Origin of the sequence: Aquicoccus sp. SU-CL01552, assembly GCF_040365005.1 — a bacterium.
Classification (GTDB): Bacteria; Pseudomonadota; Alphaproteobacteria; order Rhodobacterales; family Rhodobacteraceae; genus Antarcticimicrobium.
Genome location: NZ_BAABWV010000001.1, coordinates 378141 through 391854 on the forward strand (window position 1 = coordinate 378141; position 13714 = coordinate 391854).

The following is a 13714-nucleotide window of genomic DNA, read 5'->3' on the forward strand; positions in this document are numbered from 1 at the left end:
CCCTTGTTCGGCGGGGCCGGACCCGAAGGCCCCCTGCCCCTGAGCGCCCCTGTCGGCGCTGTTCGCTCAGCTACACCCGCTGGTCGCACCGCAGGTGTTGCATTTCATGCAGGTGCCGTTGCGCACCAGCGTGTAGTTGCCGCATTCGCCACAGGCCTCGCCCTCGTAGCCCTGCATCTTGGCCTTGGCGCGGGCGTCCATCGACACCGTGCCGCTGCTCGTCGCGGTGCTGGAGGCGGCGGCGGCACCGGCCGACGCGGTCTCGGGCACCAGCGTTTGCAGCGCGGCCTCGGCATCGGGACTGCCGCTCAGCGCGGTGGCGCCCAAGCTCTGGCCGCCGTTGAGCACGATCAACTCCTGCGGCAGGCGCTTGCGCAGGTAGCCGGTGGAGCTGATCTGTTTCAGCACCTCCAGCGAGCGGGAGGCAGCGGATTCGCTCATCTCCGAGATGTTCGAGACACCCTCTTCCTCGCCATGCCCCAGATCGTCAAAGCTGGTGCCTTGCGGTTTGATATGGGCCAGGTCGGTACGGTCGAGGTAGGAGACCGCCAGTTCGCGGAAGATGTAATCGAGGATCGAAGTCGCGTTCTTGATGCTGTCGTTGCCCTGCACCATGCCCGCCGGTTCGAACTTGGTGAAGGTAAAGGCATCGACGAATTCCTCGAGCGGCACGCCGTATTGCAGCCCGACGGACACCGCGATGGCAAAGTTGTTCATCATCGCGCGAAAGCCGGCGCCTTCCTTGTGCATGTCGATGAAGATCTCGCCCAGGTGGCCATCCTCATACTCGCCGGTGCGCAGGTAGACCTTGTGCCCGCCGACGATGGATTTCTGGGTGTACCCCTTGCGGCGCGTCGGCATCTTTTCGCGGCCCCGGGCAACCTCCTTGATCACGACCTTCTCGATCACCTTCTCGGCCAGAGTTGCGGCCTTTTCCTGCATCGATCCGGTGGCGAGGATTTCCTCGGCCTCCTCGTCATCCTCGACCAGGGCCGCCGCCAGCGGCTGACTCAGCTTGGAGCCGTCGCGGTAGAGCGCGTTGGCCTTCACCCCCAGCGACCAGCTGAGTTCATAGGCCTTCTGGCAGTCTTCGATGGTGGCGTCGTTGGGCATGTTGATCGTCTTGGAGATCGCCCCCGAGATGAAGCTTTGCGCTGCCGCCATCATCGTGATGTGGCTGTTGACGTCAAGGAACCGCTTGCCCTTCTTGCCACAGGGGTTGGCGCAGTCGAAGATGCTGTAATGCTCCTCGCGCAGGTGCGGCGCCCCTTCCAGCGTCATGGTTCCGCAGACGTGGTCGTTTGCCGCCTCGATGTCGGCGCGGGAATAGCCCAGGTGCCGCAGCAGGTCGAAGGTGGGGTCGTTCAGCTTTTCCGCCGGAATGCCCAGCACGGTCTTGCAGAACTCCTCGCCCAAGGTCCACTGGTTGAAGACGAAGCGGATGTCGAAGGCGCTTTCCAGCGCCGCCTCGACCTTGGCCAATTCGTTCTCGCCAAAGCCGTGCCCGGCCAAGGTGGTCGGGTTGATCGCCGGCGCATTGCCGATCGAGCCGTGACCGACGGCATAGGCGACGATCTCCTCGATCTCGGCACTGGAATACCCGAGGTTCTCCAGCGCGGCGGGAACCGAGCGGTTGATGATCTTGAAGTACCCGCCGCCGGCGAGCTTCTTGAACTTCACCAAGGCAAAGTCGGGCTCGATCCCGGTGGTGTCGCAGTCCATCACCAGACCGATGGTGCCGGTCGGCGCGATGACCGAGACCTGCGCGTTGCGATAGCCGTGCTTCTCGCCCAGTTTCAGCGCCTTGTCCCAGGCCTTCATCGCCAGTTTGACCAGCCGCGCATCGGGGCAGTTGGCGTGATCGAGCGGCACCGGCTTGACCTCGAGCCCCTCGTATCCGTGACCGTTGCCCTGCGCCGCATTGCGGTGGTTGCGGATCACCCGCAGCATGTGCGCGGCGTTGCGCTCATAGCTGGCAAAGGCCCCCAGTTCCCCCGCGATCTCGGCGCTGGTGGCATAGGCGGTACCGGTCATGATCGCGGTCAGGGCCCCGGCCATGGCGCGGCCCTCGTCGCTGTCATAGCCCAGCCCCATGTTCATCAGCAGGCCACCGATGTTGGCATAACCCAGCCCCAGGGTGCGGAAATCATAGGAAAGCTGCGCGATCTCCTTCGACGGGAACTGTGCCATCGTCACCGAGATTTCCAGCGTCAGCGTCCACAGCCGGGTGGCGTGGATGTAGTCCTCGGCCTGGAATTCGCCATCCTTGTAGAAGGTCAACAGGTTCATCGACGCCAGGTTGCAGGCGGTATCGTCGAGGAACATGTACTCCGAACAGGGGTTCGAGCCGCGGATCGGCCCGTCCTCGGGGCAGGTGTGCCAGGCGTTCACGGTGTCGTGGAACTGGATGCCCGGATCGGCACAGGCCCAGGCCGCATGGCCGATCTTTTCCCACAGGTCGCGGGCCTTGACGGTTTTCGACACCTTGCCGTCGGTACGGTTGATCAGCTCCCAGTCGCCGTCTTCGCGTACCGCCTTGAGAAAGCCGTCGGTGACGCGGATCGAGTTGTTGGAGTTCTGTCCGGAGACCGAGTTGTAAGCCTCGGAATCCCAGTCGGTGTCATAGGTCGGGAACTCGATGCTGGTATAGCCCTGCTTGGCATAATCCAGCACGCGTTTGACATAGGTCTCTGGGATCGCCGATTTCTTGGCGTCGCGGATCGCCGCCTTGAGCCCCTCGTTGGTCTTGGGGTCGCAGGCGTCCTCGATGCTGCCGTCCCAGGACTTGATCGCGGCGAAGATGCCGTTCAGCTTCTGCTCGTGCATCTTGGAGCCGGCGACGATGCTGGCGACCTTTTGCTCTTCCAGCACCTTCCAGTCGATGAATTCCTCGATATCGGGGTGGTCGGCATCGACGATCACCATCTTGGCCGCGCGCCGGGTGGTGCCGCCCGACTTGATCGCGCCGGCCGCCCGGTCACCGATCTTGAGAAAGCCCATCAGCCCCGAGGATTTGCCGCCGCCCGAGAGCGACTCGCCCTCGGCGCGCAGGTGGCTGAAATTGGTGCCGGTGCCCGAGCCGTATTTGAACAGCCGTGCCTCGCGCACCCAGAGATCCATGATGCCACCCTCGTTCACCAGGTCGTCGCCGACCGACTGGATGAAGCAGGCATGCGGCTGGGGATGCTCGTAGCTGGATTTCGACTTGGTCAGCTTGCCGGTCTTGTAATCGACATAGTGATGGCCCTGCGCCGGCCCGTCGATGCCATAGGCCCAGTGCAGCCCGGTGTTGAACCACTGCGGCGAGTTCGGCGCGGCGCGCTGGCTGGCCAGCATGTAGCGCATCTCGTCGAAATAGGCGCGGGCGTCCTCCTCGGTGGTGAAATAGCCACCCTTCCAGCCCCAATAGGCCCAGGCCCCGGCCAGCCGGTCGAACACCTGCTTGGACGAGGTTTCACCAGTGGTTTCCACGTCGCTTCCATCGGGAACCGAGCGCCAGAGGAACTCCGGCACGTCTTTTTCACGCTGCTTCTTCAACCGCACCGGCACGCCGGCCTTGCGAAAGTATTTCTGTGCGATCACGTCGCTGGCGACCTGGCTCCAGCTGGCGGGAACCTCGATGTTCTCCAACCGGAACACGATGGTGCCATCGGGATTGCGAATCTCGGATGTCGCCGACACGAAGTCCAGATCGGCGTATGCGTCCTGCCCTGCCTTGGTGAATTTTCTTTCGATCTTCATTATTGCTGCCTCTGACCTTCGGTTCGTCACGTTCGGCCCGGGTACCGGACCAGTCCCTCTGGCGCCTGTCGCGCCTTGTTTCCACGGCCTCCCTTGGGCAACCCGGTCTGCTGCGGGGCCGCGCCGGACCCTCGCATCGGGCGTTCTGCCCGTGCCGCGTAATGCTTGCTGTGCCGTTCTTGCGTGCTGAGGGCCTAGTGCTATCCACTAGATTTAGTGGCCGCCCAGCTAGCCCACACAATTTGGAGCAATCCAGAGGGAAGGGTCAACGGTTTTATTTGGAGTCCGAGGCCATATTTGTTGTTGACCCCTGCCGCCACGAAAACGCTCCACGATTCTTCCACAGGATGCTGCGCAGCAGAAGTTCACAACCGGGCTCAACCCCGCGCCGGAACCTCTTTCTTCGCAAGGCAAAACCGGGATCGGCCAGGACGCGCGCCAATGCGGCGCAGCATGGGCGCCGAATTTCCGGGCAAACCACGCGACTCGCAACGGATCGGCGCCTGCCCCCCTTCGTGATACCGATGAGTCGCCAGCTATGGCACCTGTTGACGCGCTGGAGGGCCTGCAGGACTCCCGGCCCGGATCCTGTACCGCCGCCCCCAAGACCAAAAAGACCCGCCGCGTTTTACGCGGCAGGTCTGGTTTTTCGGATCTGTCTCCGTTCGGAACGGGTCGGCTGAACCGCCCCGTTTCGGGATCACTCGGCGCAGGCGCGGATCTTTTCGATGTCCGGGCCGTTCGGCGTCCGACCCAGGTTGAACGGGGCGGATGCATCGCGCCACTTGGCGTAATCGGCCAGGTACTCGAGCTGGCTCAGATAGACCTTTGCGGAATCGGGGTTCTCGCAGGCGGTCTCCTCGATCACCACGTTGGCCATTTCCTGCACCTTGGCGAGGGTCTCGTCGTCATAGCGCGAGATCTCGATCCCGGCGTCGATGAACTGCTGATAGGCCTCGGTGGCGCGCTTCTCGGTGAAGGACAGCGACCAGATCAGGTTGGCTTGCGCCGCGATCTTCAGGTTTTCCTGGGTTTCCGGCGACAGGGCATCCCAGGATGCCTTGTTGATCATCACGCCGAAGATCGACGCCGACTGGTGCCAGCCCGGAGTCGCCCAGTACTTGGTGACCTGCTGGAAGCCGCCGGAGAAGTCGACGTTGGGGGTCGAGAATTCGGCCCCGTCGATCACCCCACGCTCCAGCGACTGGTAGATTTCGCCACCGGCCATGGAGACCTGGTTGCCGCCGAGTTTCTCGAGCAGACGGCCCTGTTCCAGCCCCGAGAGACGCAGACGCTTGCCCTTGAGGTCTTCCAGCGTGACGATCTTTTCGTTGGTGCGGAAACCGGATTCGTTGTTGGTCACGCCATAGGGCAGGTAAACCATGCCGAACTTGCCGTAGATCTCGTTGTAGAGCTCCGCGCCGCCCCACTGTTCGATCCAGTTGACGTAGTCGACCGCGTTGAACAGGCTCGCCGTGGTGGCCAGCGGCGAGAAGGCCGAGTTGCGGCCGGCCCAGTAACCCGGCCAGTCGGCGCCGGCCTGGATGGTACCGGATTCGACGGCGCCAAAGACTTCACCAGCGGGGACAAGCGCGCCGCCTTCGAAGAATTCGATGGTCAGATCATCACCGGTCAGCTTGTTGGCAAGCTCGACGAAATGCTTGTCCATCTCGATCAGTTCGAGCGAGGTCGGCCAGGTGGTGGTCATGGTCCAGCTTTCCTGGGCCACGGATTGCGTCGCAATCCCCGCCGCCAGCGCCAGGCCGGCCATCATAGTTGTCTTGATCGTCATTTCACATCCTCCTCAGGTTACTTGGTATAAAGGGTTTCGGGCAGCCAGGTGACCAACTGCGGGAACAGGGCAATCGCCACGCACATCATCAGGATCAGCCCGATGAACGGCAGCACGCCGATGATGATCTGCGAGGTCTTCACCGACCGGGGCGCGATGGCCCGCAAGTAGAACAGCGCGTATCCGAACGGCGGCGTCAGGAACGAGGTCTGCAGAACCACCGACATCAGCACGACGAACCACAACAGGCTCACGTCCATTTCCTGAATGATCGGCAGGAAGATCGGGAACGACAGCAGAACGATGCCGGTCCAGTCCAGGAAGGCGCCCAGGATGAAGACGATGAACATCATCATCGCGATCAGCAGCCAGGGTGCCATGTCGAGGTTGCGGATGATCTCCTGCGTGGCGCGCAAGCCGCCGGTGATGTTGAACACGCCGGTAAAGGCGGTCGCGCCGATCACGATGAACAGGATCATCGCCGAGGTGCGGCCGGTCTCCAGCATGGCGCCGTAAAAACTGCGCCAGTGGAACTTGCCGCGCATGATCACGATGACAAGGGCCAGTGCCGCGCCGATGGCCGAGGCCTCGGTCGCGGTGGCAATCCCGGCCAGAAGCGACCCGAGAATGCCGAGGATCAGCACCAGCGGCGGCACCGCCTCGATCGCCAGCATGCGCAACAGTTCCGGCTTGCTGATCTTCTCGTCCGGCTCGACCGCCGGCGCCATGTCGGGGCGCACCACCGAGACGATGAACACCCAGACCGCATAGAGCAGGCCCAGCACCACGCCGGGCACCATGGCCCCGGCAAACAGCTCGCCCACCGAGAGCGGCGAATAGCTGGCCATCAGGATCAGCATGATCGACGGCGGAATGAGGATGCCGAGGCAGCCGGAGGCGGCAATCACCCCGGTCGTCAGCGTCGCACTATAGCCGTATTGCAGCATCGGCCGCAGCGCCATCACCCCCATCACGGTGATCGAGGCGCCGATGATCCCGGTGGTCGCCGCCAGCAGGATGGAAATGAACACCACCGCCAGCGCCAGCCCGCCTCGCACGTTCGACATCAGCAGGCGCAGCGACTCGAACATCTTGTCGGTCACGCCGGAGTCGGACAGGAATCGCGCCATCAGGATGAACAGTGGAATCGCGATCAGCGTGAAATTGTCCAGCACGTCGCCGAAAATCCGGTTGATCACGATGCCCAGCACCATCGGCTTGCCCGCGATCAGGGCCCCCAGAACGGCGGTTCCGCCCAGCACAAAGGCCAGCGGGTGCCCCATGAACAGGCCCAGCAGCAGCAGGCCGAACATGCACAATGCGATGAGCTCAGGCGTCACTGGGCATCTCCTGTCGGTTCAAGACGAGTTTGAGGAATTCCGAGATCCCCTGCAAAAGCAGCAGGGCCGCCGCCAGCGACATGGCCATCTTGAGCGGGTAAACCGGCAGCTGGACCGAGCCATAGGTGGTCTCGCCCTGCGCAAAGGACCGCATCCCGAAGTCATAGGACCGGGTCATGAAGACCCAGGCGAAAGGAAAGAAGAAGATCACGTATCCCGCCGCCTCGACCCAGCGCCGCGCGGTCGAGCCGAGCATCTCGGTGACCAGGTCGACCCGCACATGCGCCTGGTGGCGCAGCGCATATCCGCCAAGCATGACGAAATAGAAACCGTACATCTGCTTGGTCACGTCGAATGCCCAGCGGGTGGGTTCACTCAGGACATAGCGCATGAAAACGTCGTAGATGATGATCGTCGCGAAGATGACCGCCACGATCGAGACGATCCTGCCAACAAGTTCGTTCAGCCGGTCGATGAAATGAATTAACATCGCAACCCTCCCTCTTGGCCGCGACAATATCGCCGTTTCCGCCAGAGGCAAGTGGTTAAGCGGCATGAATGTTGCGAGTACGTAGTTCTACGGCATTGATTTCTATTACTTAAAGTGCACCCCCCTGAGTCTTGGGGGCAACTCGCGCCGGGGCGGGTTCTGGTTGCATACCCTCCATCATGAAAACGGGATCAATAGGAGGTTTCAACCCTCGCGTTGTGATTGTCCAACCCCTGGCATCGCATTACCAAAGGGTTGATCAGAGCATCGGCCCGGTCACGTCCTGCGCGATCCGGGCCATCGGAACCATCGGGGGGTTAGCTGATGGCGGCGGTGTGCCAGACGTTCTTGACGGTCAGGTAGTTGTCCAGCCCCTCGGAGCCGCCCTCGCGTCCATAACCGCTCGACTTCACCCCGCCAAAGGGGGTTTCGGGCAAGGAGGCCTCCAGCGTGTTGATCGAGAGATTGCCCACCTCGACCTCGTCGATCATCCGGTCGATGTAATCGGCGCGGTTGGTGAACCCATAGCCCGCCAACCCGTAGGGCACGGAATTGGCCTGCGCGATGGCCGCGTCCAGATCCTTGACGGGATTGAGCACGGCGACGGGGCCAAAGGGCTCTTCCTGCATGATCCGCGCCGAGTTGGGCACATCGACCAGAACCGTCGGCTGAAAGAAATACCCAGCGTTGCCAAGCCGCGCGCCACCGGTGCGCACCTCGGCGCCCTGCGCCACCGCATCCTCGACCAGCCCGGTGAGGACGGGCACCCGGCGGTCATTGGCCAGCGGTCCCATCTCGACCCCGGCCTCGACCCCGTTGCCGACGACGGTGGCCGCCGCACGCTCGGTAAAACTCTCGGCAAACTCGTCGAAAATGCTCTCATGCACGAAGAACCGGGTGGGCGAGGTGCAGACCTGCCCGGCGTTGCGCATCTTGCGCACGGCGCTGCTGATGGCGGCCCTTTGCACGTCGGTATCCTCGCAGACGATCACCGGGGCGTGGCCGCCCAGTTCCATCAGGACGCGGGTGTCACTTTGCGCCGCAAGCGCGGTCAGATGGCGGCCCACCGTGGTCGAGCCGGTCAGCGCCACCAGCCGCACCGCGGGCTGCGGGATCAGGAACTCCGAGATTTCCGAGGGCGTGCCGAAGACAAGGTTCAGCACCCCGGCCGGCAGCCCCGCCTCCTCGAAGGCGCGCACGATGTGGATGGCGCCGGCGGGGGTTTCCTCGGCCGCCTTGAGAATGATCGAGCAACCCGAGGCCAGCGCACCGGCGATTTTGCGCGCGGGCTGGCTCATCGGGAAATTCCACGGCGAGAAGGCGGCGACCACGCCGATGGGCTGGTGATGCACCGAGATCTTGGAGCCGGGCGCAGCGGGGATCACCCGGCCATAGGTGCGCATCGCCTCGCCGGCATCCCATTCAAAGAACTCGGCACCCCGGATCACCTCCAGCCGCGCCTGCGGCAGCGGTTTGCCATGTTCGGCGGTGATCGCCTGCGCAATCTCCTCTTGCCGCGCGCGCATGATCGCGGCGGCCCGCAGGATGATGTCCGCGCGATCCCGCGGCGATGTCCGGCGCCAGATCCGGAAGCCGTCCTCGGCGGCGGTCAGCGCGTCTTCGAGATCGGAAATCCGGGCATGCGGAAGGCGCCCGAGTTCTTCCTCGGTGGCCGGATTCAGCACCGGGATATCCTCCGGCGTCTTGCGCCATTCGCCGCCAATGAAGAGTTTCAGTTCCGGATAGGTGCTCATTCCGACCTCGTTGCTGGCTGTTCCCTTGCGCAAACTGTCCTGCGCCGGCGGCATCACCACAACTGAATTGAACAAATACCGATATCGGAAAGACGAATATCAGCTCGCCGGGGGCGTGCCGCCGATCCGGTTCGCCGCCGCGTGCAGCGCCTCGAGAAAGGTGCTGCCAGCGGGCGACAGGCTTTGCTTGCCGCGATAGGAAACCCCGACCGGCCCGGCCCCGAAGGGCGCGACCCAGTCGATGCTGGCCAACAGCCCGCTCTGGATGTCGAGCGCGGCGACATGCGCGGGCATCAACCCGATGAAATCATGGGTACGCAACAGCGACCGGTTGGCCAGGTAGGACACCGATTCAATCGCGGTGCCGGGCACATACTGGCCCTGCCGGATAAAGAACTGTTCGGTCTGGCGGCGCAGGGTGGTTTCCACCGGCGGCAGGATCCAGCCAAAGGGTTTGAGCTGATCGAAGGAGACATTCGAGCGTTTTGCCAGCGGGTGCTGGGTGCCGGCCACCGCGAGGATCCGTTCATCAAAGAACTTTTCCTGCGTGATGTTCTCGCGGTGCCTCTGGCTGGGCAGCCGCCCCACCACCATGTCGATCTCACCCGAAAGCAGGCCGGGCATCAGAACCTCGTTGGTGCCCTCGACGATCTTGATCGCCACCTTCGGGCGATCCTTCAACAACTGTTCCACCGCCATCGGCAAGAGCGACGGGGACGCGGCCAGAAGCGTGCCGACCACGACCCGGCCGCTGTTGCCCTCGTTCAGGTCCTCGAGCTCCTGCGCGGCGTTGGAGACCTGCGCGAAGATCAGTTTTCCGTGGCGGATCAGCGTCTCTCCGAACACCGTCGGCACCACGCCGCGATTGGTCCGGTCAAACAGCTTCACCTCGAAATCAAGTTCCAGGTCCTGGATCATCTTGGTCGCCGCCGGCTGGGAAATGCTCAGGTCGTGGGCGGCGTTCTGGATGCTGCCGTGCTGGCCCACGGCGACGAGGAGCCGCAACTGGCGCAGCTTCAACCGGGTCATGGCGCGTTCGACGATGCGGGTATGGCGGGTGGCCATGGGCTCTCCTTAGATCGTGACGGGGGCGATCTGGCGCTCGATGGCCGCGATCGCGCTCATGGCGGCCAGGGCCGAACTGCGCGGGTTGTCGGGCAGCGTCTTGCCCTCGATCCGGAAGGTAAACCCGCCAAAGGCCCCTGTGGCGTGGATCTCATGGATATTGGCGGTGACTACGGGGTCGGCGATCAGTTGCACCCGCGTCGCATCGAAACCGGCCCCCGCCAAGGCGACGGCGGCGGCGACATTTGCATTCTTGGGATAGGCGATGGCGGCCTCGCGCGCGGTGCCCTCGAAATGGACCGCAGCGGCCGAAAGCGTATCGAGGTCAAGCTGCTGCTCGGCGGGCGATCCGCGCCAGCCAAGCGGTGGTTTGCGGCCGATGTAGGTCACCGCGTCCAGCCCCCCGACCCGCGCGGCCTGCAGGGTGTCGAGCGCGCCGATGGCGCCGCTGGCAAGGTGGAGTTGCGCCCTGCCCCTGCGCGCCGCATCTGCGAGCGCGTCGGCAAGGTCAGGATCGGCCAGCGCCCCGAGCGAGACGGTGATCAACCCGATCCCGCGCTCCAGAATCGCGCAGCCATGTGCGGCCAGACCCGCGTGGCCGGCACAATCGACCATCACGGACATCCCTTCGGGCAGATCATCCACCGATCGGACGCGCGGAACACCCTCCATGACCCCGCCCGCCGGATCGGAGCGGACCAGAACGACATGCGGGCCAAGCTCGCGTTCGGCCAGGCGGTCCGCCACATACTGTCCGATGGCGCCTGCGCCGATGATCCCGATCTTCATGCCAGCCTCCTGCATTGAAACTCTAGTATCCGAAATTGCCAAGGGCCTGATATCAAAATTTTGGATACCCAGTTTCCCGGAATGCGGTTGGTTTCGACCGGCCAAGGCTGGCTTAGTGGCCGCCAAAGAACGACGCGAGCCGCGTCATTCGCCCCCCGCCCGCGACGGAGCCCAGCCGATGAAATATTCCAAGACCGACGCCAAAGCCCATGCCCGCGAAACCATGCGCGGCATCTGGGCCGCGGCCCTCAACCCGTTTGACGACCAGTTGAAACTGGACGAGGCCGGGCTGCGCAGCAACATCCGTCACTGGATCGACGACCTGGGCATCCAGGGCCTGTTCATCGCCGGCAAGCAGGGCGAGTTCTGGTCGATGTCGCTGGAAGAGCGCAAGCGCAACATGACCATCGCCGTCGAGGAATGCGGCGACAAGGCCGGCACCATCATGTCGATCTCGGACCAGAACGTCGACACAGTGCTTGAGCTGGGCCGCCACGCGCAGGACTGCGGCGCCGACTACGTCGTCGTGCATGCGCCGATGCTCAGCTTTTGCCACGACCGCGACGAGGTTCTGTACAATTACTACAAGTATTTGTGCGATCGGCTCGACATCGGCATCGCCATGTGGAGCCACCCCGACAGCGGCTACCTGATGGAGCCGGAAACCTGCGCGCGGATCTCGGAATTGCCCAACATCATGGCGATCAAGTATTCGGTCCCGCGCGAGATGTATGCCCGGCTGACGCGAATGGTCGGCGACAAGATCCTGGTGTCCACCTCGGCCGAGGCCGAATGGCTCGACAACATCGAAGAACTGGGCTGGCAGCTCTACCTCTGTTCTTCGCCGCCCTACCAACTGCAAACGAAAAACGATCTGCGGATGCATGAGTACACCGAGCTGGCCTTTGCCGGGAAGTTCGAGGCCGCGCGCCGGGTGCGCGACAGCCTGGAACCGGTGCGCGCCGCGATCCGCGATACCAAGCCGGGCGGCAAACCCACGGCGCATGGCAAGTACTGGCAGGAGCTTCTGGGCCAGGTCGGCGGGCGCGTGCGTCATCCGATGCTGGAACTGACCGAAACGGAAAAGGCCGCGACCAGCGCCGCCTTCGAGGATTGCGGCCTGCAACTCTGATCCGCCGGGATGAGTGGAGAGCTCCTCGCCGTGTTTGCCGCCCTCGCCTACGGCGTGGCCGGGGTGTCCATTGTGCAGAGCAAGGCGACGGCAAGGGGCGACAACGGCGTCTTTCTCTCCGTCGTGCTCACCGCGCTGCTGTCCTGCGCGCTCTGGCTCGGCTGGGGCACGGTCGAGATCGCGGCGCTGTTGACACCGTCGGCGGGCATGGGCCTTGCCATCTTTGCCCTTGCCGGGGTGGCCTCGAACGTGATCGGCCGGCAGTCGATGTATCGCGCGACCGAGCGGATCGGCGCGGTGCGCGCCGGTCTGCTGCGCCGGCTGACTCCCCTTTTTTCCCTGCCCTGCGCCTTCCTCGTTCTGGGCGAGGTGCCGGGACTGCCGACGCTCGCCGGTGGCGGGCTCGTGCTGGCGGGGGTTCTGTTCTACATGCGCCCGTCGCCCGGGACGGTGACGGCAGCCCCGGCGGCGGGGCTGTTGCTGGGCATCCTGTCGCCGCTGGCCTATGCGCTGGCCTATACGCTGCGCGGACTCGGACTGGATTTTGCACCGGATGCCGCGCTTGGCACCTGTATCGGCGCCCTGGTTGGCGGGGCCTGGGTCCTGGGGGCGGCGGTGCTCCGCAGGGGCCTCGAAGGCGGGCTTGCTTTCGTGACCGTCGATCGCCGCGCCGGACACTGGCTGACGGCGCTGGCGCTGAGTGCCGGGCAACTGTTGCAGTTCTTCGCGCTCAAGGCCGCCCCGGTGGTCTCGGTCGCGATGCTGGGAACACTGGAGGTGGTGTTCTCCGCCCTGATTATCCTGGCGGTGACCCGTGGCGAAACCGTTGCGATCACACGACTTGTCATCGCCGCCCTGCTTGCGATGGCCGGCACCGCCCTGCTGTTCCAGGGCTGACTCCGGGTATCGGAAAAATATATACCCAGTTTCTTAGAAACAAATATTTCCTTAGCACAAATTCTCATAACCTTTGCCCTCAAAAGCCGCCCCAACCCCCGAAACAGCGGCCCCAACCGGAGGTGATCATGACCCAGCACCCGACTTTGAAGCCCTTCAACTTTCACAAGTGGGTGGAGGAAAACGCCGACAAGCTGCGTCCGCCGGTGGGCAACAAGTTGCTGCACACGGAAGGCGACATGATCGTGATGGTTGTGGGCGGCCCGAACACGCGGATGGATTTCCACGACGACCCGGTCGAGGAATGGTTCTTTCAGCAAAAGGGCGACATGATGCTGAAGATCGCCGATGGCGGCAAGATCTACGACGTACCGGTCCGCGAGGGCGAGGTGTTCTTGCTGCCGCCGCATGTGCGCCACGCGCCGCAACGCCCGCAGGAGGGCTCGATCGGAATCGTCGTCGAGGCGCCGCGCCAGCCGGGCATGAAAGAGGGGTTCGAGTGGTACTGCTTCAACTGCGAGGGGCTGGTGTACCGCAAGGAGGTCACCCTTGACGGCCCCGAGGGGATCGTTACCGCGCTGCCCAAGATCTACGACGCCTTTCACAACAGCGTCGAGGCGCGTACCTGCCCGAACTGCGGCGAATTGCACCCCGGCAAGGGCAAACCGCCCGAGGGGTGGGTTCAAATCTGAACCAAGACCAGTAAAATCAACA

General features: G+C 63.7%; 10 protein-coding genes. 3 read left to right on the top strand and 7 right to left on the bottom strand.

The features are described from left to right. Positions 1–66 precede the first annotated feature (66 nt). From ABWV23_RS01810 to ABWV23_RS01840, 7 genes are all read right to left on the bottom strand, one after another. The gene (locus ABWV23_RS01810) at positions 67–3741 is read right to left on the bottom strand and encodes a vitamin B12-dependent ribonucleotide reductase (RefSeq protein WP_353344314.1); all 3675 of its coding nucleotides are present in this window, start codon (positions 3739–3741) and stop codon (positions 67–69) included. Positions 3742–4441: 700 nt separating this feature from the next. After that, a complete protein-coding gene (dctP, locus tag ABWV23_RS01815; protein WP_353344316.1) occupies positions 4442–5533 on the bottom strand; it encodes a TRAP transporter substrate-binding protein DctP in 1092 nt (363 codons plus the stop codon). A 17-nt stretch (positions 5534–5550) separates the two neighbouring features. Beyond that, on the bottom strand, positions 5551–6846 hold the full coding sequence (locus tag ABWV23_RS01820) for a TRAP transporter large permease (protein WP_502901583.1): 1296 nt from the start codon (positions 6844–6846) through the stop codon (positions 5551–5553). Positions 6847–6862: 16 nt separating this feature from the next. Continuing rightward, the gene (locus ABWV23_RS01825) at positions 6863–7363 is read right to left on the bottom strand and encodes a TRAP transporter small permease subunit (RefSeq protein ID WP_353344320.1); all 501 of its coding nucleotides are present in this window, start codon (positions 7361–7363) and stop codon (positions 6863–6865) included. Positions 7364–7680: 317 nt separating this feature from the next. Continuing rightward, positions 7681–9117 (bottom strand): NAD-dependent succinate-semialdehyde dehydrogenase, encoded by a 1437-nt coding sequence (locus ABWV23_RS01830; protein ID WP_353344322.1) that lies wholly within the window; start codon positions 9115–9117, stop codon positions 7681–7683. A gap of 99 nt (positions 9118–9216) precedes the next feature. Then, positions 9217–10182 (bottom strand): LysR substrate-binding domain-containing protein, encoded by a 966-nt coding sequence (locus ABWV23_RS01835; protein WP_353344324.1) that lies wholly within the window; start codon positions 10180–10182, stop codon positions 9217–9219. Between the two features lie 9 nt (positions 10183–10191). After that, entirely contained in the window at positions 10192–10971 is a 780-nt protein-coding gene (locus ABWV23_RS01840; RefSeq protein WP_353344326.1) for an aspartate dehydrogenase, read from the bottom strand. A 178-nt stretch (positions 10972–11149) separates the two neighbouring features. Between ABWV23_RS01840 and ABWV23_RS01845 the strand changes: the two genes are divergently transcribed. From ABWV23_RS01845 to ABWV23_RS01855, 3 genes are all read left to right on the top strand, one after another. Beyond that, complete coding sequence (locus ABWV23_RS01845; RefSeq protein WP_353344327.1) at positions 11150–12103, top strand: dihydrodipicolinate synthase family protein; 954 nt, start codon at positions 11150–11152, stop codon at positions 12101–12103. Between the two features lie 9 nt (positions 12104–12112). Beyond that, entirely contained in the window at positions 12113–13000 is an 888-nt protein-coding gene (locus ABWV23_RS01850) for an EamA family transporter (protein WP_353344328.1), read from the top strand. 128 nt (positions 13001–13128) lie between these two features. Continuing rightward, entirely contained in the window at positions 13129–13692 is a 564-nt protein-coding gene (locus ABWV23_RS01855; protein ID WP_353344330.1) for a 3-hydroxyanthranilate 3,4-dioxygenase, read from the top strand. The last annotated feature ends 22 nt before the right edge of the window (positions 13693–13714 follow it).

Coding starts and splice junctions, on each gene's coding strand:
- ABWV23_RS01825 (WP_353344320.1), bottom strand. CDS start 7,363: ATGTTAATTCATTTCATCGACCGGCTGAACGAACTTGTTGGCAGGATC.
- dctP (WP_353344316.1), bottom strand. CDS start 5,533: ATGACGATCAAGACAACTATGATGGCCGGCCTGGCGCTGGCGGCGGGG.
- ABWV23_RS01835 (WP_353344324.1), bottom strand. CDS start 10,182: ATGGCCACCCGCCATACCCGCATCGTCGAACGCGCCATGACCCGGTTG.
- ABWV23_RS01820 (WP_502901583.1), bottom strand. CDS start 6,846: ATGTTCGGCCTGCTGCTGCTGGGCCTGTTCATGGGGCACCCGCTGGCC.
- ABWV23_RS01845 (WP_353344327.1), top strand. CDS start 11,150: ATGAAATATTCCAAGACCGACGCCAAAGCCCATGCCCGCGAAACCATG.
- ABWV23_RS01840 (WP_353344326.1), bottom strand. CDS start 10,971: ATGAAGATCGGGATCATCGGCGCAGGCGCCATCGGACAGTATGTGGCG.
- ABWV23_RS01810 (WP_353344314.1), bottom strand. CDS start 3,741: ATGAAGATCGAAAGAAAATTCACCAAGGCAGGGCAGGACGCATACGCC.
- ABWV23_RS01855 (WP_353344330.1), top strand. CDS start 13,129: ATGACCCAGCACCCGACTTTGAAGCCCTTCAACTTTCACAAGTGGGTG.
- ABWV23_RS01850 (WP_353344328.1), top strand. CDS start 12,113: ATGAGTGGAGAGCTCCTCGCCGTGTTTGCCGCCCTCGCCTACGGCGTG.
- ABWV23_RS01830 (WP_353344322.1), bottom strand. CDS start 9,117: ATGAGCACCTATCCGGAACTGAAACTCTTCATTGGCGGCGAATGGCGC.